At 54.5% G+C, this 21,223-nt stretch carries 19 protein-coding genes; 1 reads left to right on the top strand and 18 read right to left on the bottom strand.

Going from position 1 to position 21,223, the window contains the following annotated elements; all coding sequences use genetic code 11:
* Positions 1-242: 242 nt before the first annotated feature.
* The 17 genes from NTU47_06245 to NTU47_06165 all read right to left on the bottom strand — a co-directional run bounded on the left by NTU47_06245 (position 243) and on the right by NTU47_06165 (position 18,702).
* A complete protein-coding gene (locus NTU47_06245; protein MCX6133398.1) occupies positions 243-824 on the bottom strand; it encodes a glutathione peroxidase in 582 nt (193 codons plus the stop codon).
* Between the two features lie 112 nt (positions 825-936).
* Positions 937-1,140, bottom strand: a complete 204-nt coding sequence (locus tag NTU47_06240; GenBank protein ID MCX6133397.1) for a PspC domain-containing protein — start codon at positions 1,138-1,140, stop codon at positions 937-939.
* A 14-nt stretch (positions 1,141-1,154) separates the two neighbouring features.
* Positions 1,155-1,958: a DUF4097 family beta strand repeat-containing protein gene (locus tag NTU47_06235; protein MCX6133396.1), complete on the bottom strand. Its 804-nt coding sequence runs from the start codon at positions 1,956-1,958 to the stop codon at positions 1,155-1,157.
* Between the two features lie 119 nt (positions 1,959-2,077).
* A complete protein-coding gene (locus NTU47_06230; protein ID MCX6133395.1) occupies positions 2,078-2,557 on the bottom strand; it encodes a DUF1572 family protein in 480 nt (159 codons plus the stop codon).
* Entirely contained in the window at positions 2,550-2,981 is a 432-nt protein-coding gene (arfB, locus tag NTU47_06225) for an alternative ribosome rescue aminoacyl-tRNA hydrolase ArfB (GenBank protein ID MCX6133394.1), read from the bottom strand. The genes NTU47_06230 and arfB overlap by 8 nt, the downstream gene beginning before the upstream one ends.
* A gap of 28 nt (positions 2,982-3,009) precedes the next feature.
* Complete coding sequence (locus tag NTU47_06220) at positions 3,010-5,034, bottom strand: S9 family peptidase (GenBank protein ID MCX6133393.1); 2,025 nt, start codon at positions 5,032-5,034, stop codon at positions 3,010-3,012.
* 145 nt (positions 5,035-5,179) lie between these two features.
* On the bottom strand, positions 5,180-7,513 hold the full coding sequence (locus NTU47_06215; GenBank protein ID MCX6133392.1) for a TonB-dependent receptor: 2,334 nt from the start codon (positions 7,511-7,513) through the stop codon (positions 5,180-5,182).
* 138 nt (positions 7,514-7,651) lie between these two features.
* Complete coding sequence (locus NTU47_06210; GenBank protein MCX6133391.1) at positions 7,652-8,617, bottom strand: aminopeptidase; 966 nt, start codon at positions 8,615-8,617, stop codon at positions 7,652-7,654.
* Between the two features lie 52 nt (positions 8,618-8,669).
* On the bottom strand, positions 8,670-9,035 hold the full coding sequence (locus NTU47_06205; GenBank protein MCX6133390.1) for a four helix bundle protein: 366 nt from the start codon (positions 9,033-9,035) through the stop codon (positions 8,670-8,672).
* Between the two features lie 96 nt (positions 9,036-9,131).
* Positions 9,132-10,433, bottom strand: coding sequence for an MFS transporter (locus NTU47_06200; protein MCX6133389.1), 1,302 nt, complete (start codon positions 10,431-10,433; stop codon positions 9,132-9,134).
* 165 nt (positions 10,434-10,598) lie between these two features.
* Positions 10,599-12,056, bottom strand: coding sequence for an aminoacyl-histidine dipeptidase (locus NTU47_06195; GenBank protein ID MCX6133388.1), 1,458 nt, complete (start codon positions 12,054-12,056; stop codon positions 10,599-10,601).
* An 88-nt stretch (positions 12,057-12,144) separates the two neighbouring features.
* Positions 12,145-12,543 carry a PqqD family protein gene (locus NTU47_06190; protein MCX6133387.1) on the bottom strand — a complete coding sequence of 133 codons (399 nt, stop codon included), beginning with the start codon at positions 12,541-12,543 and terminating at the stop codon, positions 12,145-12,147.
* Between the two features lie 58 nt (positions 12,544-12,601).
* Positions 12,602-14,710 carry an oligopeptide transporter, OPT family gene (locus NTU47_06185; GenBank protein ID MCX6133386.1) on the bottom strand — a complete coding sequence of 703 codons (2,109 nt, stop codon included), beginning with the start codon at positions 14,708-14,710 and terminating at the stop codon, positions 12,602-12,604.
* 37 nt (positions 14,711-14,747) lie between these two features.
* A complete protein-coding gene (locus tag NTU47_06180; protein ID MCX6133385.1) occupies positions 14,748-15,647 on the bottom strand; it encodes a proline dehydrogenase family protein in 900 nt (299 codons plus the stop codon).
* 156 nt (positions 15,648-15,803) lie between these two features.
* Positions 15,804-17,159 (bottom strand): hypothetical protein, encoded by a 1,356-nt coding sequence (locus NTU47_06175; protein ID MCX6133384.1) that lies wholly within the window; start codon positions 17,157-17,159, stop codon positions 15,804-15,806.
* Complete coding sequence (locus NTU47_06170) at positions 17,160-17,708, bottom strand: spore maturation protein (protein ID MCX6133383.1); 549 nt, start codon at positions 17,706-17,708, stop codon at positions 17,160-17,162.
* Positions 17,701-18,702 (bottom strand): hypothetical protein, encoded by a 1,002-nt coding sequence (locus NTU47_06165; protein ID MCX6133382.1) that lies wholly within the window; start codon positions 18,700-18,702, stop codon positions 17,701-17,703. The genes NTU47_06170 and NTU47_06165 overlap by 8 nt, the downstream gene beginning before the upstream one ends.
* Before the next feature lie 179 nt (positions 18,703-18,881).
* Here NTU47_06165 and NTU47_06160 point away from each other — a divergent pair, with 179 nt between their 5' ends.
* Positions 18,882-19,964 carry a DNA methyltransferase gene (locus NTU47_06160; GenBank protein ID MCX6133381.1) on the top strand — a complete coding sequence of 361 codons (1,083 nt, stop codon included), beginning with the start codon at positions 18,882-18,884 and terminating at the stop codon, positions 19,962-19,964.
* A gap of 468 nt (positions 19,965-20,432) precedes the next feature.
* Here the strand turns inward: NTU47_06160 and NTU47_06155 are convergent, their stop codons facing one another.
* A complete protein-coding gene (locus NTU47_06155; GenBank protein ID MCX6133380.1) occupies positions 20,433-21,221 on the bottom strand; it encodes a DUF92 domain-containing protein in 789 nt (262 codons plus the stop codon).
* Positions 21,222-21,223: the final 2 nt, after the last annotated feature.

Raw genomic sequence — 21,223 nt, 5'->3', positions numbered from 1 at the left:
GATCGTGGTTGAGGACGATTCATTCCGGCTCGGAGTCTGCTGTTGTGCCGAACCAAAGCATCATTCCTGCGACAGAGTTGATCGTGTGTGGGAAAATCAGACTATTGGTTAGTCGCTCTCTGAAGAGGCGAAGTTTAATACGAAGGTAGACAAATGAGTAACGGAGAGCAAGACCTGCGACCGTCTCACGAAACGGGCGTGCCGCAGGTCACACGAATTGGTTGCTAGTAGAAAGGACTCTCTTACACTCCGGGGACGAGAAGAGATTCAACCTTCTCGATGAACGCCTTGTCGGTTGGCTTAACACGAGACGAAAACATCGCGACGATATTTCCATTTCTGTCAACCAGGTATTTTTGGAAATTCCACTTCACATCCCCCGGATAGGGTGAATCCTTTGTGATGAATCGATACAGAGGGTGCTGGTCGTCCCCTTTCACGCTGATTTTCGAGAAAAGGTCAAACGTCACGTTGTACTTCGATTCACAGAAAGTCTTGATCTCCTTGTCTGAGCCTGGTTCCTGTTCACCGAAATTGTTGGCGGGAAAAGCGAGGATGCGAAGCCCCTTTCCTTTATACTTCTCAAACACTTCCTCGAGGTCTTTGTATTGAGGGGTGTACCCGCACTGCGACGCGACATTGACGACAAGAAGGACATCCCCTTTGTATTCAGCGAGAGACTTGTCCTTGCCGTCGATGGTTTTCATCGTGAAATCGTACATGCTCTTTTTTCCCACAGCTGCTTGCTCCTTTGGCTGTGAAACGAGCACCGATGATACAATGATAATGAACATGAATGGGAGAAACAGGCTGGACCGCATCATGGTGTCGTCTCCGTTCTACAATGTAATTGACAGAAGTTGCCGGACGTAGTACATAACACCACCATTGCGGAACAAGGTTCCCAAAGACAAGGGATGGAAGACACGCTTGTCGTCAGGAAGAGACGGAAGCAGGCGCTTCCGGCACAAGCACCCAGGCGATGATATACCCGATAACAAATGGGAAAACGCCCGTGAGGATACCGCCAAACACAGCGGCGAGTCTCACCACGGTAGGATCGACATTCAAGTATACACCCAATCCGCCGCATAGACCAGCGAGTTTCTTGTCAGTATAGGATCGATAGAGTCGTTTCATAGGTTTCTCCTTTTTTAGCGCTCACGTACGCGTACTGTACCATGATCACTCTTTACCCTCAGCAGAGGTCCTCCCCCATTCACGGATGTGCGTGCCTCATAGCCCCTGCGACGGTCAGTATCACGATCGCGGACCTTCTCAAAATCCGACACCAGTCGTGCGTGCTTCCCGATGGACGCTTCGAGATCAAATCCCCTGCCTCTTGGGATACTCAGTTCGATCTCTCCCTTGTAGGTTTCCACTCTCGAACGCCCCGAAAGGTCGGCGAACGCGACGTGCGCTTCGCCTTTGTAGGTCTTCAGCTCAAGACCGCCCGACAGCCGACTCATCGAGACTTCGCCCTTGTACGTCTCAATGTCCACATCCGCCTGGAGATCCTCAATCGTTGTTTTGGACTTGTAGTCTTTGATCGAAACCCGGGTGGATCGGGGCACCTTGATCGTGTAATACACGGATGGCAGGTTGTCTGAACTTTCGCCGAACAATCCAAGAAACCCGCGATGTCTGCGTTTCGCATGCTCATAGTCGGTTTTGATGCGCGCTGAACCCGAGGTGAGGTCGATGCGGACGTCGGTATCCTGGACCATTTCCCGCTCGTAACGATCGCTTCCATCCGCTTCGATTACGGCGTGTATTTCGATTTCCGACTTCTCCCACGGAAGGATGGTGATGCTCCCCTTGTATGTATCGACAGAGATACGGCCATTCGCACCAAACGGGCCAGATTTCCTGACTTCGCGGCTTTCCTGGGCAATCGCGGAAGTGAGGAGAACCAGGATGAGAATCAAGGTTAAGAATGCTGGGCAGGAGTGTTTCATGAGGCTAATCCTTTGATGTCCGGTAATCGAAGACAACGTACATGGTTCCTACGAGTCCGGAACTTCGGAAGTTACAAGCCGCGGCGAGAAGTCACGTCCAGAGACTCCAATCCGGGGAATCAGAATTTCAGATCCTTGCCGGTCCGTAGTTTCGTAATGTAGATGATCTGGCCGACATGAAGAGCGAAATGTTCGACGACGATGGAAAGGACTTCGAGGATGGGGCGATCACGCTCCTGAACAACCGTGCGGTCGAGAAGACGATTGGGGTCGAATCGTCCGAGTGTTCGATCCGCCTCAAGAAGCGCCTGGTGCAGCCTGCCCAAGATTTCATCCTTCGGGACGCGCTGGCGCTCGGTGAACTCCAGCAGCTTGTTCCGGGTGTCGGGTGCTCCGCCGATCCCCGCGAGGACAAACTGGTTCAGGTTGCCCGTCAGATGCAGCAGCAGGTTACCAACGCTATTGTTGGTTTCATGGCCACGCCACCAGATATCGTCCTGCGACAATTCCTCCACACACTTCTGCACGCGTGGCCAGTACTGATTGAGGAGCCGGAACCGGCACCACTCGACGTACACTTTACCAAGGTCGCTATTCATCGCTCAGGCTGACCCTCCTCATCTGTTTCTTCTGGCCGTGTTTCTTCTTTGTTTGAACCCGGCGTTCCTTTGATCCGCGCGTCGGGGCTGTGTTGACTCGTTTCTTTCTGACTCGTAGTGCCGAACGCAGGAGTATCGAGAGTTTTTCAATTGCCAGCTGCTTGTTTTCCCATTGACTTCTCGACTTCTGGGAACTGATGTGCAGGATCCCCTCGCCATCAATCCTTGAAGCCAGAACTGAAATGATAGTCCGCTTTTGGTCGTGACTCAACGACGTCGAACGGAGGACATCAAACATCAGCTCAACGCGCGTTTCGACCTTGTTGACATTCTGCCCGCCCGGTCCGCCACTGCGCGAAGTGCGAAACCGCAACTCCGCGTGCGGGATGGTGACCAAGGGATGTTTGTGTTGAACTGAGTTCACTGCGCTATGATCTCCGGGGTTGGCATGTTCACTGTGAGGCTGTGTTGCGGCCCAGGTGTTTGTTGAACCAGGCTATCATACGCTGACCGATGTCCTGAATGAATTTCGGCTCCTGCGGACCGTGGGGTGTGCGCGGATATGCAATCATCTCAGTGGGGCAGCCCTGACGGCGAAGAGCGTGGTAGAATTCGTATCCCTGAGAAGCCGGAACGCGGACATCACTCAAGCCATGGATGACCTGGGTCGGAGTTGTAACTCCCTTCACGTTGAAGACAGCCGAATGCTTGATGTACGCTGCCTGACGATCCCAGAACTCGCCTCCGAAATACGAAGGGAGAAAGCTCAGAATGTCTGAAGTCCCTGTGAAGCTGACGAGGTCCGTTACACCAGCCCCAACGCTCGCGGCCTTGAAGCGCTTCGTGCGCGTGACAGTGAACGAAGTCATATAACCGCCGTAGCTCCAGCCGCAGATGATGAGACTGTCAGGGTGGGCGATTCCCATGGCAATCACTTTATCGACTCCTGACTGGTCGTCTTCGTAATCTCCAAAGCCCCAATCGTTGATGTTTCCGCGCCGAAACTCAGCGCCATACCCGCTGCTCCCCCTCGGGTTCGGACGCAGAACAGCATAGCCTTGCTGAGCGAAGGCCTGAATCGGATAGATACTCCCTGCTGCGGTGTAGGTTTGGAGGAACACCCCGGCCGGACCGCCGTGGACATTGAGTATGAGGGGATATTTTCTCCCCTTCTCATAGTTTGCCGGATACGTCAAAAGCCCTTCAATCTCTTTTCCATCTTTTGACTTCCAATGGATAACTTCCGTCTTCGCCACCGGCAATTTCGGGACATCCGCGTTCACCTGAGTGAGCTTCTTAGGTATGAATGTCTTCGCGCTGGCGGCATGGATTTCCGGGGGTGTTTCGCACGATTGATAGACGAAGGCAAGGACAGTTCGATCCGCATTGAACGATACACCCGAGAAATTGCCAATACCGGTCGTCACTGGTATTGGTTTCGCACCGTCAATCGGGACGGAGAATACGCGGTTCACCGTTCGATCCGACTCGGTCACGAACACTCCCTTTCCGTCGCCCGACCACGCTACGATTCCAAAATTCCGGTCCGGAGTCTCCGACAGCTTTTTCGGCTCGCCGACGCCCGAAGGCACAACGTAGAGATCGTAGGCGCTTGCCCAACTCGTTTCTCCTTTGTCGGATGCAAAAGCGATCCACTTCCCGTCGGGAGAATAAAGGGGCGACGAGTCTGATCCTTTCCAGGTAACCAGGGATTTCACAGCGCCGCTGTCCGATGGGACAGTGGCGATGTCGGTCGTCGGCCAGACATCAGCAGAAGGAGTTTGTTGGTGAGCAAACACGATCGTCCTGCCATCGGGAGCCCAGTCGAACGTCGTGACATGGAAATTACCGCCTGTGAGCCGCCTGATTTTTCTCTGTGCCTGCGCATCGGCGGTTACGGGGATAGCATAGAGGTGAGCGTATTTGAGATTGGCGTCCTCAACAACCATGTCCCGTTTTTCTTTCTTCGCCTTTTCTTCCTGTTCCGTGTCGGGATCGACCATTGTGTACGCGATGCGTTTGGAGTCCTTCGACCAGGCATAGGAACTCACGCCGGCCTTGGCATCGGTCAGCTGCTCGGCCTCTCCTCCAGTCATCCTCATCATCCAGACCTGGTTCTTCCCGCCTGGCCCACGCGAAGAGAGAAATGCGAGACACTTCCCGTCATGAGAAAATGACGGATTGGTGCACGACTTCTCACCGTAGGTGAATTGATAGTCCGATTTCCCATCCGCCGACACCACCCAGATCTGTGTCAGGAACTCCGATTTTTCCCCTTCCATGGTCGGGGTTGACACCGTGTACGCGATCCACTTCCCGTCCGGTGAAATGGACGTTCCTCCCACCCGTTTGATCCTGGTCATGACTTCTGGCGACCATCCCTTGGGGATGTCCTGGGATAAGGCGTGTTCGGCAACGACAATAATCAGGATGAGAACCGCGCAGAGCTTCTGAAAACGACGTGGTGAGCAAGTCATGGCAACCTCCTTGATGAGACACGGGCTTGAGAAGGAATGTAACAAATGCTTCCAAGAAGCGAAAGGAAAGGAGAAGAAGGGAGAAGATTCAGGAAGAGAACATGGCTCCGGGGTCAGGAAGACCCCGGAGATTTCATCTGTCAGATCAGAATTCGGCGCTCACGCCAATCGATGGGAGAATACCGATTGTTGAGGTATTCTGTTCGGCCGCCTGCAGCCGCTCATTGTATCGGGGAACGTTTGCGGGCTTGCGGTTGTAGATGTTCTGGATATCGACGTACGTGACAAGTTCCCACTTGGTGAAGGACCATCGCCTGTCGACGCGGACATCGAGACTATGGTTCGCCCCAATCCGGGCAGAGTTGTAGAACGCCGGATTCTGGTCGCCGTTTGAGTCGAATGGGGTGTACGGCCTGCCAGTGGCATACCGGAACTTCGTGCTGATCTCCCATTTCTCATTGAAAACATACCCTCCGCCCAGATTGATGATCCATCGCTGATCGAATGAGCTTGGCCGTTCCACGCCGTCGAGCGCCTTGAACTCCGACTGGTTGAAGCTGACGCTTGCCGTTCCATAGCATGGGATCTCTGAGAGCTTCTTCTGCACAAGCAGCTCAACACCACGGGCAAGTCCTGTCCCCTTGCTCGCGAGCGGATCGAGACCAAAAGATGAATAGCCGTCATCGGACCCGCCGAAACCTGCACCGGTATTCGCGAGGACAAGATACGGGCGCGCAAGGCTCACCGGGTAGTTAGCATACTGCTTGACGTACGCTTCGACCGTCACCCTCGTGTCAGAACGGACCGTGTAATCGATACCTGCAACATACTGTGTCACATCAATGAATGCGAGCTTACGGTTTTGCTCGTTCGCCGCCAGCCAGATATACGACGGCGTCTGCGAATATTTCCCAACACTCAAGTTGAGATTCAGCGTCGGAAAGAGCGCGACGGTGTACGAAAGCCGCGGTGAGAAAGCGTACTTGTCGATGAGATCGAAGTAATCAACCCGACCGCCGAGTGTAATGCGCGAGCTTCCCAGAACCTGAGAAACCTGGGTAAACGCAGAGCCTTTGAAACCCGTTGTCTTGAACATCGCATCGACACTCAGCAAGTCCCCAAAACGAGTCTCGAAAGGACGGAGGAACACATCCGCAGCGAACCGAAGCACTTTCGCCTGCGTACCAATCAGGAGCTCAGTGGAAGTAAACGGATGAAGCAGAATGTCGGCTCGCAATGAGGATTCGTATTCCGAGGACGCGTTGGAGAAAATCGGAACCAGATTGGAGTCGGCCTGTCCAAAATTGTATTCGACGTATGACTGGCCGAGCGTCAGAGTCATATAGCCTTTGTCGAAGAGATGCTGCCACGAAATTCCGCCAACGAATTGATTCTGATCGCTTCCCAACACCCGCGAATTCTTGAACCTTTTCTCCTCTGTGTCATTGAAGTACTTCACGTTGTCGAGCACTGCGATGGCAAGGACACTCAGCTGGTCTTTCGGACCGAATGAAACGCTTGCTTTGCTCAGGAAATCCCAGTACTCCGGCACGAAGCCAAAACCCGCAGCCTTGAAAATGAAATCGAGATAGCTTCGCCGCGCGGAGAAGAGCACAGACGCATTCGAGCCCACCGGACCTTCCAAGTTCAGCCCGAACTGGCTCGCGGAGATGGTTGCTTTTCCGCCGAGCGCATCCTTTCTGCCGTCCCGGAGGTTGATTGTGAGCACCGAAGAGAGTTTGTCACCGAACTTGGCTCCGAACCCACCAGTGGAGAACGAGGTGTTTTCCACGAAGTCGAGATTGACGTAACTCAGCGGTCCTCCGCTGGCCCCCTGGGTTCCGAAGTGGTTGATGTTCGGGACCTCGATGTTGTCGAGGACAAAGAGGTTCTCTGACGGTGAGCCTCCGCGGACGATTAGATCATTCCGGCCTCCATCCACCTGGGCGACTCCGGGAAGGATCGAGATAGCACGCACCACATCTTCCAACCCTCCGGGAAGTCGTCGGATTTCTTCATTCGACTGCATCAGCGTGCTCAGCGGCGTATCGGGGATTTTCGCAAAATACCCCGCAGTGATTTCGACGCCCGCGATCTTGATCTCGTTTTCCGTCATTCCGATTGAAAGCTCCGTCGGCTTCACCGACGTGACGACAACGTCCGACACGGTGAGCGGGAGATACCCGATCAGCGAGGCCTGGACGCGAACCGTGCCGGTAGGAACGCGGCGGATGTCGAAGCGGCCGTCAGGATCTGTGGAAGCTCCAAGACCGGTTCCGAGGATAACGACATTCGCGCCCACGATCGCCTCTTTTGTCGTTGCATCGGTTACTCGCCCGGTGACTCGGCCGAAACGAGGCTCTTCCTGTGCGAATGTTGTGAGCAGACCAAAAAGCGTTAAAAGAAATGTAGATTTCAGGACGTTCATGATTACGATTGCTAATGGATATGAATGATAATGGTATGGGCGGCAGTTCATCCGCTACACCATGAACACCGAAGGGCAAGGCGGCAGTTCCAGCGCAGAGAAGAAATATCGTGCAAAACGTGCATTTGCTCAAAATGGGCCATTTGGGCCAATCTGTCCCCAGCCGGCCGGATGCCGTCAAGCCCTGGTTCAAACGACGAGAAGCGTGCCGGACTCCATGATCATCCTGTCGTCAAACCAGACTGTCGGTTTCTTCACTAATCCATCGAGGTGGCTGGCCACACGCACCGATCCGCCCATGGACTTGTTGTCGCCGAACGCGATGTGGATGGTCCCCATGACTTTCTCGTCTTCGATAATCAGACCAGTGAGGATGGCTTTGTCATTTGTGCCGATACCAAACTCTGCGACGTTGCGGGCATCCTTGCCATGGGGCTCAAGCAACGCGATCAAACGGTCCGCTTCTGCGCCGCCTTTGATGTCGGTTGCATAACCGTCTTTCACCGTGATCGTGATTGGATCGTGTACCATGCCGACACCGGCCATCGATCCATCGACCACCACAACTCCCTGCGACTGGCCTTCGAGCGGAGCGAGGTAGGATTCGCCTGTCGGGAGGTTACCCCAAAGGCCCTTCTCGCGAAACAGTCCTGAACTCGCATGCGCCTCCCGCCCTTTTATCGGCATGGTGATATCAGTGCCACCGGGCGCCTTGACACGAATGACCGAGGTCTTCTCCATCTCACGGCAGAGGCTGAACGTGCGCTCAGCGATCTTGTGATAGTCGGCGTTCATGCAGCGGACCATGATTTCTTCGTTCACTCCTGGTAGCGTCGCCACGCGGACTCCTTTTGCGCTGGCCGCCCGTCTCGAGTCCGTGTGCGTGAGTGATTTCGAGGTCGGACAGAGCACGACATCGACCATCTTCATCAATTCGGCGATTTCAGCAGGCGGTTCCTCACCATTTGTCTTCCGGGGGAGCATCTCAACGATCATCACTTCGGCGCCAAGATCCTTCGCTGCATTCCAGAGTGCGTATCCGATTATCCGGAGCGGTTCATCGGTGACGATTAGAACTCGCTCACCCGCTTTTGTGCCCATGCAGTCGCGAACAGCAATCTGAGCTGCGGAATAGAGCTGGGTTGAGATGTTCATCGTAGTGCCCTCGTGGTAAGACGTGAGACGTAAGAAGTGAGACGGTAAGCGATTACTGTGTTGGCTCTCTCTTGAAGCGAATCAGGCCGTTGAGAAGAGCGCCAACTGTTTCGAGTTGGGTCGAGGCCTTCAGGTTCTGTGCTGATGTGAGAAAGCCCAAGACTTGGCAGAGCTCGATCTGAGTGTCAAGTTCACTTAGCGACCCTCGCGCAATCATATAGAATTGAATCGATTCTTTCTTCGTCTGGCGAGCTGATCCTTCGGCAATGTTGCTTGGGACAGACACTGCGGCTCGACGCATTTGCGAAATCAGGCCGAACCTCTCGTCGTCTGGCATGAACCGTGTGAGATCGTAGATCACCTTCACCAGCAACATTGATTCCTGCCATACTCTCAGTTTCTTGTGTGCGCGTTCCACGACAGACCTCTTTTCCGTTTCACATCTACCGTCTCCCGTCTACAGCCTTCCGTCTTCCGTTTTCCGTCTACCGTCTCTCTCTTTTCTGCTCCCGCTTCACTTCCCACCCGCCTTGATCGTTTCCAATCCATGTGCATGCGGGCCGGTTTCGCTTCTCCGGAGAAGATACGCGAAGAGGAAGCCAAACAGTCCCAACGAAGAGAAGATCCACATACCGAGATGATAGCCTCCGGGATTTGTCACACTCGCTCCGGTGTAATCATTTGCCCAACCGATCAGAAAATTGAACCCGGCGAGTCCGATATTCTGTATCAATGTCATCAGCCCGTAAGCTGTTCCGAGCTTCGACTGATCCACAAGGTAGCTGACGGACGGCCACATGATGGCCGGGATGAGAGAGAAAGCAACTCCCATCATCGCCATCGGGACAAAGAGGGAGATGTGAGTATAGGCCATCATCAGGTACACTGGCGTGAGCAGCAGTGAGCCGAACATCATGAACAATGACCGTTTCCCGACACGATCGACCAGAAGGCCGAACAGCGGTGTCGCGATCATGGCGAACGCCGTCAACATGCTCGAAAGGAATCCTCCCATTTCGCGTGAGGTGCCATGGGCTTCAATGAAAAACTTGACAGCAAATGTCTGAAATGGAAAAATGCCCGAATAGAACGTGATGCAAAGCGCCACGATGTACCAATAGGATGTTCCAAAGTTCAGGAGGTCCTGCCATTTCACCTTGTCGGTTTCACCAGCAGCACCAATCTGGTATTTCTCTTCCGCGCGGCTTTCGAGAATCCAATAGATGAGAGCACCCACAACGCACACCACGCCGAACACGATGCTGATCAGGAGGGGTCCGCGCCAGTGCTCGTATGACCCCGCCGCCCACGAAGGAGAATTCAAAGCGGCGAAGGAACCGAGACGGGCAATCGTGAGATTGATGCCGAACGCGAAACTGAGCTCCTTCCCCTTGAACCACTTTGCAATGGCGGTCGTGACAGCCACGATCAAGGACTCAGCCCCCAGCCCGAACACCAGCCGACCGGCGGCCATCACCACCAGTGTGTCGCTCAGAGCCGTAAGAACTGCTCCGACAAGACACAGCACCGAAAAGATAAAGGTCGATTTCTTCGTCCCAAGGCGATCGATGATAAAACCGCCGATCAAGACCATGAAAATGTTCGGCACGCTGTAAATGCCCTGGAGCAATCCGATATCCGAGTCGGTGAAATTCAGCTGTTTGACGAGGACATCAGCCAACGGGCTGATAGCGTCATAGATGTAGTAGTTGCCGAACATCGCCAGACTGATGAATACCAGGACAATCCAGCGAACGAGACGAGGAGGCTGGGGTTTGGATGAGGCAACGGTATGAAGCGAGTTAGTGTCTGGCATAACTTGAGTTTTAGGAATGAGGAGTGTGTTAGTTGAGTTGAGGGAGCCTAATCGCGAGACGTAAAACGTGAGAAGTAAGACGTAAGAAATAAGACGTGAGACGTAAAAAATAAGACGGGAAACGGGGACTGTGTCGTCTCCCGTCTGCCGTCTCACGTCTGACCTTTAGTTGACGTTTCTCAGGATTGCCAACAAGAACTTCCAGAACTTGTCGACGGTATCGATGTAGATCTTCTCATCCGGCGAATGAACAGCCTGCATTGTCGGTCCGAAGGAGACCATGTCCATTCCAGGATACTTTTCACCGATGATACCGCATTCAAGTCCGGCGTGAATCGCTTTCACTGCGGGCTCCTTGCCGTAGAGCGACTTATACGTCGCCTTCGCCGTCTTCAAAATCGGCGAATCGAGATTCGGTTTCCAGCCGGGATACCCTTCATTGCGTTCGACTTTGGCGCCGCCGAGCTCGAACACGCAACCTACCATCTGGCAGACTTCAATGATCTCCGACGCAACAGAACTGCGCTGACTGGTAATGAGGGATATCTTTCCCTTTTCGGTGCGAATGACCGCGACGTTTGTTGATGTCTCAACCAAACCCGGGATGTCCGCGCTCATCTTGATGACACCATGCGGCAACCCCGAAATCGTTTTCAACACGAGCGCCTGCTGCTGTTTCTTCACCACTTTTCCCCTCTTCACATCCTTGCGCACTTCTATTTCGATTGCCAGATCCGGCTCCACACTAGCCAACTCTGCCTTGGTTGTGTGCTGATAAGCAGCCACAACTTTCTTCGCCTGGTTCAATTTGGCCGCGGGGATATACACCAGAGCTTCGGCCTCCCTGGGAATCGCGTTGCTCTTGTTCCCCCCCTCAATATTCGCAAGCCGCCCACCGAGATCGCTCAGCGCAATCAGCACGCGGTTGAGGATCTTGATAGAATTGCCTCGTCCTTTGTCGATTTCCAATCCTGAGTGCCCCCCCTTCAGCCCCTTCACACGGATCACGGTGCAGACGGTCTTTCCGGGCGCGTTCTCGAAATCGACTTTCCAGATACCGGTAGTGTTCCTTCCGCCCGAGCAGCCGACATACAGTTCCCCCTCTTCCTCTGAGTCGAGGTTCATCAGAATCTTGCTTTGGACAAAACCCGGCTTCAGGTTCGTAGCGCCGGTCAACCCGGTTTCTTCGTCGATCGTAAACAGAAATTCCAACGGTCCGTGCACGAGCGACTTGTCTTCCATGATGGCAAGATTTGCGGCGACGGCGATACCGTTGTCCGCCCCGAGCGTCGTACCATTCGCCATCATGATATTGCCGTTGCGAACGAGTTCGATCGGGTCTTTTTCAAAATCGTGGGCTTTGTCGTTGTTCTTCTCGCACACCATGTCGAGATGCCCCTGGAGGCACACCATCGGGCGGTTCTCGTATCCGGGCGAGGCCGGCTTTCGCACCACCACCGTCATGAACTTGTCCTGTTTTGCCTCGAGCCCGAACTCTTTGGCTTTCTGCATCACATAGGCAGCGATCTGCTTCTCATTCTTCGACCCGCGCGGGATCCTGCTGATCTCAGCAAAGTACTTCCACACGCCTTCGGGCTTCAGACCTTCAATTGGGTTTGGCATTGGTAGATCTCCTTAAGATTTCGTTGTTGCTGCACATTTGCAGCCGTATCGTAGAACTTCACATCATCAAGTGTCTGTCAAGACTTCGTCATTGCGGAGCATGAGGAGCTTCGGCGTAGAGATTCACAAGATCCGTTTTCTCCAACGTCAGGAGGAACTTACGAAGGCGTTCCTGAGCGGACGCAGCAGTATCCCCATACTCGGTTGTCATTTTGCCCGCCATCTCGGCGACGGTCGTCGTCCCGTCGCACATTTTCCACACGAAACTTCCGATCGCGTCCAGCTTGACACGGAAGTGGGGGAACCTCATTCGTGGCACGAGCCAACGCACCAACAGCGGATTGCGGAACTTCGGTACAAGTACCACAACGGTTCCGCTCTCCCCTGTCTCCCAGGGAACACGCTGCACCGGTGTAAGTTCCAGCAGGTTTATCGATTTCTTATCTTGTCGTCGGGCAAACAATGTGAACCCTACCAGTAAGGACAAAATGAGCGGAGCAGGCCTGATGGCGCTACTCCGCTCGACTTCACTACATATGACGAGATTACATCATCGCAGTTGGAGGAGCCGGTTCATCCGGTGAACCCGCTTTCTTCAACGGAACAAAAATGAGGTACGTCGCAAGAACCGCGAAGAACGCTATAGCAAGCCACGGTGCGACATCATTGAAGGCCTCCATCGCCCAGAACTCGGGCGGCTTACCCATGCGATCAAAAATGAACACGACGGCGGCAATGAACAGCCCCATCAATGCCTCTCCGGCGATCAGGCCGGATGCAGCAAGAATCCCCGCGTTTTCTACCCGGGCCTTCTGCGCATCGTTGAACCCTTTCTTCTTCGCACGCTTGTCCACGACTCCGCGGATAAGGCCGCCAATGAAGATGGCGAACGTTGTCCCGAGCGGAAGGTACATGCCGACGGAGAACAACATCGGACTGCGCACCTTGATGAGGATCAGCACCACGCCCATGGCGATTCCAACGATGACGAGGGGCCATGCCATCTCGCCGCCGACAATGCCCTGAGAAAGAGCTGCCATCAAGCCGGCCTGGGGAGCGGGAAGATTCTTGCTTCCGAAGCCTCCTGTAAGAGGGTTGAGAGCGAGATCTGAATTGTGAAGAACGTACAACGGGAAGAACATCACAAGACCCGCCAGAATGACGCCAATAATGTCACCGATCTGCATTTTCCATGGTGTTCCTCCCAGGATATGTCCGACTTTCAGATCCTGCAGCATCTCGCCTGCGACAGCAGAAGAGACGCAAACTACCGCAGCGACACCGAGAACCGCAGCGACCCCCTGAACGCCGTGAACTCCGACGACGACCATCGTCAATGCTGCAACGACCGTGGTGGCCAGCGTCAGGCCCGAGATGGGATTGTTGGAAGAACCGATCATGCCGACCAGGTTTCCCGAAACCGCCGCGAAGAAGAAACCGGTGACGAGCATGACGATGGCGGCCAGGATAGCGCCGCCGATAGCCTGAGTAAAATAGAAATAGAGCGCTATCATAAGGATGAAGACAACGACGATCCCGAGGAGAACCACCCGGAAGGAAAGGTCTTTCTCGGTGCGAAGTGTCGTCGTTTCGGAAGAAGCCGCTTTGCGAACGTCTGCGACACCCCTCTTGATTCCAAGGAGAAGGTTCTTGCGCATCCGCCACAGAGTGAAACACGCACCAACGAGCATGCCGCCGACAGCAATCGGACGCACGATAAACCGGTAGAGGTGTCCTGTCAATGCCGGCCAGTTCTGCGTCCCGTCAACCGCGGTGTACTTGTCAATCATGTGGGGGCCAAGGAAGAAGACAAGCAGAGGAACAAACAGACCCCATGCCAGCAAACCGCCAGCGAAGTTCAGCGCGCCCAGCTCGGGGCCAATAATGTATCCGACGCCTATGTAGGCAGGCGTGATGTCAGGGGCTGAGAACGTCGTGATTCCGCCAGCCGGGACTATGTTGGAATCCTTCGTGAGTCCGAGACGGACGAGGCTTTCTTTCAGCTTCCCGACAGGAATTTGAAAACTGTTCTGATAGAAGAAAGCTCCGAGTCCGTCCTTGGTGCCGATGTCGGCTCTTGAGAGCAGCTTGACCAGTGCCCCAACGCCCATCGCCTTGAACAGCTGCATCGCGGCTTCCGTCCCCCGCTGCCCTGCTTTGTGAATCTCGCTTGCCGCCACCGATTCCGGGAACGGCAGCGAGGAATCTTCGACCATCACTTTCCGAAGAATCGTGACAAACATTATTCCGAGGATGCCGCCGAGAATCATCAACGCACTTGCAGTGAGATATTCGGTAAGCATGTTGGCGGTATCGAACTTCCAGAGCTGCAGAACGACAAACGCCGGAATGGTGAAGATCGCTCCGGCCGCGACGGACTCGCCGATTGAACCGACGGTACGGGCAAAGTTCTCTTCGAGAAGCGAGCCTTTGTAGATTCGCAGGATTGCCATGCCGATTACCGCGGCCGGGTAGGTCGCGGCTATCGTCATGCCTGCTTTGAGACCGAGGTAGGCGTTCGCCGCGCCGAGGACCACGCACATCACCAGGCCGATGATCAGCGCGCGGACGGTGAACTCCTTCATGTCGGTCTCGACAGGAACGAACGGTCTGAACACCGGTCCGCCCCCGCCACCGCTCTTCGTATCTGCCATATCTGTCTCCTTCGCTTATGGGTTAGAGAAAACTGGTTCAACGAATAAATATTGCCTTGGTAATATACCATGCCATCGCCGGGTTTTCTTTCAGGCGGCGTGTCGAATACGCATACCATTGTTCTCCGTACGGCACATAGACCCGCAGCCTGTGTCCGGCCCGCACGATTTCATCGCGCCTGGATTCACGGACGCCGAGCAACATCTGGAATTCATACTGCGCCGGTTTCAGACCGAGTTTCTGGATGAGCTTCATCGCGCCGTCGATGAGGAAATCGTCGTGCGTCGCAATCCCGACGTACGATCCCCCCTCGAGAATGATCTTCAGCAGCTTCATGAAGTTGTCGCGGATTTCCTGGCGGCCCTTGAAAGCGATCGCGGGAGATTCATTGTAGATACCCTTGCAGAGCCGGAAGTTCGCGCCTTCTCTGACCAGGGCACGCACGTCGGACTCACTCCGGTGAAGATAGGACTGGATAACGACCCCGGTATTCGAAAACCCTTCCCCTTTGAGTTTCCGGTAAATCTCAAGCGTGTTGTCGGTGGTCTGGGCGTCCTCCATGTCGATCCGCACAAAATTTCCCAGCTTTCGGGCCTCCTCAAGAATCGCCCGGATGTTCTTGCGCCCCAGTTCCTTGTCGATGCTCAACCCCAATTGCGTTGGCTTGATCGAGACATTGGAATTGAGTGAGTTCTGGTGGATGGCCTGGAGAATCGGGAGGATGTTGTCACGAACCGCCTGCGCCTCGCGGGCGTCGTTCACGTCTTCGCCCAGAAGGTCCATGGTCGTCATCATCCCCGCCTGATTGAGCCTCTTCACGGTCTTGACGCCATCGGCGAGTGTCGTGCCGGCGATGTACCGCGCCGCGACCCGACCCACGATAGCCTTCGGGATGAGCGGCATCGCGGTGACTACGAGCTTATTCAGAAGGGACATAGCAAGATATTCAAATGAGTGAACAACGCGGAAGGGATGCAGCGATGCGTGCCGTGTGCAAATATCAGAGCTGCAGACCCATTACGGCGGAAAAAAGATAGCCACTCAACCCAAGAAAAGCAACTAAAAAGCCCTTCAACCCTGCCTCGATCATACTCAGAAGTGAACAACGAATCCAACTCTGGGCTCAATCCGCTTCTGCGGCTCGTAGCCGGTGACTTTTCCCGTCACTTCATCACGCACTTCGGAAAACGTCCATTGATAGAGCATCGACACAACGAGGTATGGCATGGGCTGATAGCCGACCTGAGCATAGAGGAGTGAATTGTTGTCAAGTTTGAAAATCGCTCCCACGTTCTTCTTATCGTATCCGGCGTTGAAAAGAATGCCCGGCAGCGCTTTCATCGTCTCAAGTTCGAGGTGAAGCGTGCCGCCATTCGGCACTCCTACAGGAGCCTGGTATCCTCCGACGATATTGAATGTGTTGAGGATGCTGATCAGCAGTTCTCCAAAATAGCCGTCGTACGATTGCGCCCCTTTCAACATCTGTGCCTTGCTTATGAACCGCGTCGTGTCGAGAAGTTGATACCTGTCTCTCTCATAGAACGCGTCAAAATAGGATGGAACGAAATGATCTCCCACGAACCGTCTCTCGTATTTCGCGTCAAAAGTCACAAGGCCGAGCCCTCTTAGCTCTAGATTAATTCCGACGGTAGCTCCGCTCCCGTACGTGAGGATCTTCGCATAGTCGGCATACAGGGTGGAATGCACAACGTCGTGGGACAGGAGAGGAAGTCCTAGGTCAACACCGATGACCGAAAGCGCTCCTCCTCCCTGAGCGCTGCCAGTGCTCCCACGCGCGTCTCCCCATGTTTGGTTCGCGTTGGCGTTCAGGTCCGAAGCGAAGGTCACGCCTGCCTCGAGCCCGCCGATAATCGGCAGGGCAACGGCATCTGTGAATTGCAGAGGCCGCGCGTACCCGCGAAGGCCGAGGACGCCTCGGCCGGCAACATCGCTGTACATCGACTCGAAACCGACCTTTTGAAAATCAGCGTCAAACTCGACTCCAACCTTTCTCAGATCGTAACTTGCCGTGTTCCGATACATGTACATGATAGAGCCGTGACCGATGCGAGAGTAGTCGAGTGACCCTACGCGGGCATACAAGGGTTCATGTTTCGCACCGTAGCGGAGATACCGGATGAGCCGGAGGTAACTGTAGGCATCCTTAAAATCCTCGTGGCGCACCTTCCCGTCTTCGCCAACGCGGATATTGATGTCCAGCCCAACGCCGATTTTCCCAAACGAAAGCTCAGGTGTAAGATTGAAGAGGTAATACGGCTTCCCATCGATGATCGTCATGCCAACGCCGCCGGTGATCGACTGTTGATCCTTCAGCGCTGAGAACCGCGAGGGCTGCCCCAAGGGAGTTTGAGCGATCGCTTCATGGAACGCGAAAGCCAGCAAACCCCAAATAAGAAGTATCTCGAAAGGCCGCACAGTCGATTTCATTTATGCTCCGAATAGAATTCTGCAGATCAGCACGGCACCGAGCATGCCGAAGACATCGGCGATCAAGCCTGCCGGCACTGCGTGACGGGTATTCTTGATCTGGACCGATCCGAAATAGACAGCGAGCACGTAGAACGTCGTCTCAGAGCTTCCGTACATGGTCGATGCCAGGATTCCAATGAAGGAATCGGGGCCATGGACTTTCATCAGCTCTGTCATAATTCCAAGCGACCCGCTTCCGGAAAGCGGCCTCATGAGCGCCATGGGAAGAGTCTCCGGAGGCATGCCGATGAGATTCGTTGCAGGCGCAAGTAGAGCTGTGAGCAATTCCAGAGCTCCGCTCGCACGGAAGATGCCGATCGCGAACAACATCGCGACGAGATATGGAATAATGCGGATGGCAGTCGTGAACCCTTCTTTTGCTCCCTCCACGAAGACCTCGTACACGCGGACCTTCTTCAAGATGCCGTACCCGAGGAAAATGAGAAGAAGAAGCGGGATGGCCAGGATGGAGACCACGTTGATGATTGCACGGAAGAGATCACCCATGGGACACCCCCTTTCCCGGCTCTGCTTCAAAATCTTTCCGATACCTAGGAAGCCTCTGGAGGAGTTTTGCCGCGATCACACCGGCCGCTGTTGCGCACGCGGCTCCGAAGATTGAGGTGCCGATGATAATTCCAGGATTTGCCGAACCAGCCGACGCGCGTACCGCTATGGCAGTCGCAGGAATCAGGATAAGACCGCCGGTATTGATCGTGAGGAATGTGATCATGGAGTTCGTGGCGGTCCCGGTCTTCGGATTGAGTTTGTTCAGTTCCTCCATCGCCTTCAGCCCCAGCGGTGTCGCTGCGTTGCTGAGACCGAGCATGTTTGCGGCAATATTCATGATCATCGCCCCGATTGCCGGATGATCCGTCGGAATATCCGGGAACAATCTCCTGGTAATCGGGGTCAGCATCCTTGTGACAATCCGGAGAAGGCCCGCCTCTTCGGCAACTTTCATCACGCCAAGCCAGAGTGCCATGACCCCGATCAGGCCCAGTGCAATAGTGACAGCCGTCGAAGCGTAGTCGAGCGCCGCCTGCGTGACTGCTTTCATCTTCACGAAGCGGACGGGCTCGATAACGACCTGGACCCTGGCCGTCTGCTGGTCCGGCGCGATCGTCATTGTTCGCACCACTCCGGTTAATCTCTCCCTGTTTGCAGCGGACTTCGCCATTTCCCTCCAACGATCAGGTGTCGCCGGAACAATGGGGAGAGCGATTTGAGATTCCATTCCCGAGACTATACTGATGACGACCGGCTGACGGACATCGGATGCGGTCGATTTGGCTCCATAGAAGTCGTTATATGCCTCGGCCGTGAGCAGAAGTTCACCCTCCCATGTTTGCCTGAGCGAGGTGGGTGATTTATGAATCACGACGGACGCTTCCAAAGGAAGGCCGTTGCGGTAGGTGTTCTGGACCTCGTCGCGGATGTCGTTTCCCACTGCAACAAGAATTCCGATAGCAATGAGCGAAATCCAAATGTAATTGAGCATGACCGGTCAATGGATAAGAAATGGGATCGGGTTGGCTGGGTGCGAGTAAAGCTAATTCTTTTCGTCCCAAAATCAAGGAGAAACTCCCCCATGCCGCACCCCGACGCCGCGTCTTTGCAATGAACCGGGAAATCTGTATCTTGGTCAGAACAGAGAGCATTTCTCTTTCCGGCAATCCCATGGCCTCATTCACTTCCGGCAACGATGTGGACATTCTCGAGGCAATTGACCGTCTGCTCGAAGTGGGGAGAATTCGAACTGTTCATTCGGGTATCAGGTCGCTGAAAGAGCGCCTCTCGTCAGACTCGAACACGATCCTCACGCTTGGGTCTTCCAACGACGAATCTCCCCTGGCAAGCATTCCCCGGGACCATTTCCTTTCTCAACTCGATCAGATCGAACGCACAAAAACCCTCCCGAGGGCCCGGTACTACCTTGACAGATTGAAACGCTCCCTCATCAAGGTCAAGACCCGCAAGATCAACGACATCAACCTCAATCGCTGGAAGGAATACAAGACGATCCTGACGGACAGTCTCTGGCTCCTCGACCGCCGGGATGGAACCGGCGGTCACTCGTCCTGGTACTGGGGAAATTTCATTCCGCAGATACCGCATCAGTTGATGATGAGATACACGAAATCGGGAGATTGGGTCCTTGATGCGTTCGCAGGGAGCGGGACGACCCTGCTGGAAGCGCAGCGACTGAAACGGAATTGCATCGGCATTGAACTCCAGTCGTCCGTGGCGAAGAAGGTCGGACAAACGCTGAAAGGAAATCACGCCGAAAGCACCGGAACAATCGTTGGACTGGAGGTCGGCGATAGCAGGACTATCAATATCAAGCAGGTTCTGCGGAAGTATGAAACACAATCTGTCCAGCTGGTCATCCTCCATCCACCCTACCACAACATTATTCAGTTCAGCAAGAGCCGCCGTGATCTTTCGAATACCCGGACGCCGGAAGATTTCGCGGAGCAATTTGGAGCAGTCGTCGACAATGTTACGCCGGCTCTGGACGATGGCCGCATGCTCGCAGTCGTCATCGGCGACAAATATGAGAAGGGGGAATGGAAGCCGCTCGGCTTCATGGTGATGAACGAAGTCTTGAAAAGAAATTACAAACTCAAGAGCATCGTAGTCAAGAACTTCGAGGAGACCATGGGCAAGAGGAGTCAGAAGGAGCTCTGGAGGTTCCGTGCCCTGGCCGGCGGGTTCTACCTTTTCAAGCACGAATACATTTTCATTTTCCAGAAAGGCTAGAGGCCCCTTCGAGAACTTTCACACAAAGCCGCCCCGACAACGAGCGTCGGTGTAAACAACGAACGCAAAGCAGGTAATGATGGTTTGATTTCCCAACGGTTTTCTTGCAGCCTGGCGCCTTTGCCTGCCCGCCTCGGGCAATTCCAGAGGCAGGCGGGCGTGAGGATTTTTGTGGCAGCTTCTAGAAACGTGAAGGAGAAGGGCAATGGCAATGACCCCTGGCGCACGCGAAGAAGAACTGAAGAAACGCTTCGCTCTTCCCCACGAATGGGGACAACGCCAGCGTGAAGTCCTGCCTCGATCACTTCGACCAGGCAAAACTGTTCAGATTCAAGTTCGAAGGAAAGCAGGATACCGTTGCAGATTTGTTGTGGAGAGTGAGATAAGTGCACCATACTTCATGATTCGTTATTCGTTGTTCGCCATTGGATGTTCACCGGTTCAATGTGGTCGAAATGGCATTTCGACCTACAACCGGAGCAACAGAAGCCCCCACACGACGAGCGCTCCTGCCAGCGCGCACAGACCGTTCACAACATCGTTACCAAACCACGGGATTCCGCGGGCAAGCTTCGTGGTTTTGCCGCAGTGGATTTTTCGCTCCGTAGTTTTTTCGCACACAACACACTTGAACTGAGCCTGCACCGTCGCTCCGAGCAGACTGTCGGCAAGACTGCCTGCGATGCCTGCCGTCACGACAACGAGCGTCGTCCGAAGCTCCGTGTACCAGGGATATCCTGAGAGTGCCACCACAGCTGCACCCACGGCTCCTCCCATCGATCCATACTCTGAAACTCCACCGCTCGTCCCGGGCTCTACGGGCCTGAACGAAACCACGGAATAGGTTCTTCCCTTCCCCAACACTCCGATCTCCGTACTCCATGTGTCAGCGGTAACTGCGGCAAGCGATCCAAGATAGAGAGGATAGAAATCGTAGAGGGGAAACAATCCGGAAAGAACCGCGATCAGACCGGCGACGCCTCCATTGGCCAAGACCTGTCCCCAGTCACGCGTGCTTGATTTCTCAAACACCTCGTCGAACATCGTTTTCTGAGATCGGCCGTACCTCGAAAGTAGGCTTGAAAGGAGGAAGAAGGTGACGATCGGTACCGTCCATCGCCACCCTCCGGTGCCGTAAATAATGACAGCCAGGATGAACGTGGCGAGAGAGCCGCTGAGGGTGAGCAAGCGCGCTGCGCAGGATGCCGCCGCGGCGAGGAAACCGAACAGCACAGCGGTGAGAAACCGGGCAGACATTG

The organism is Ignavibacteriales bacterium (assembly GCA_026390595.1).
In the GTDB taxonomy this organism is placed as follows: Bacteria; Bacteroidota; Ignavibacteria; order UBA10030; family UBA10030; genus UBA9647.
This window is presented reverse-complemented; position numbering and strand designations above follow the sequence as displayed.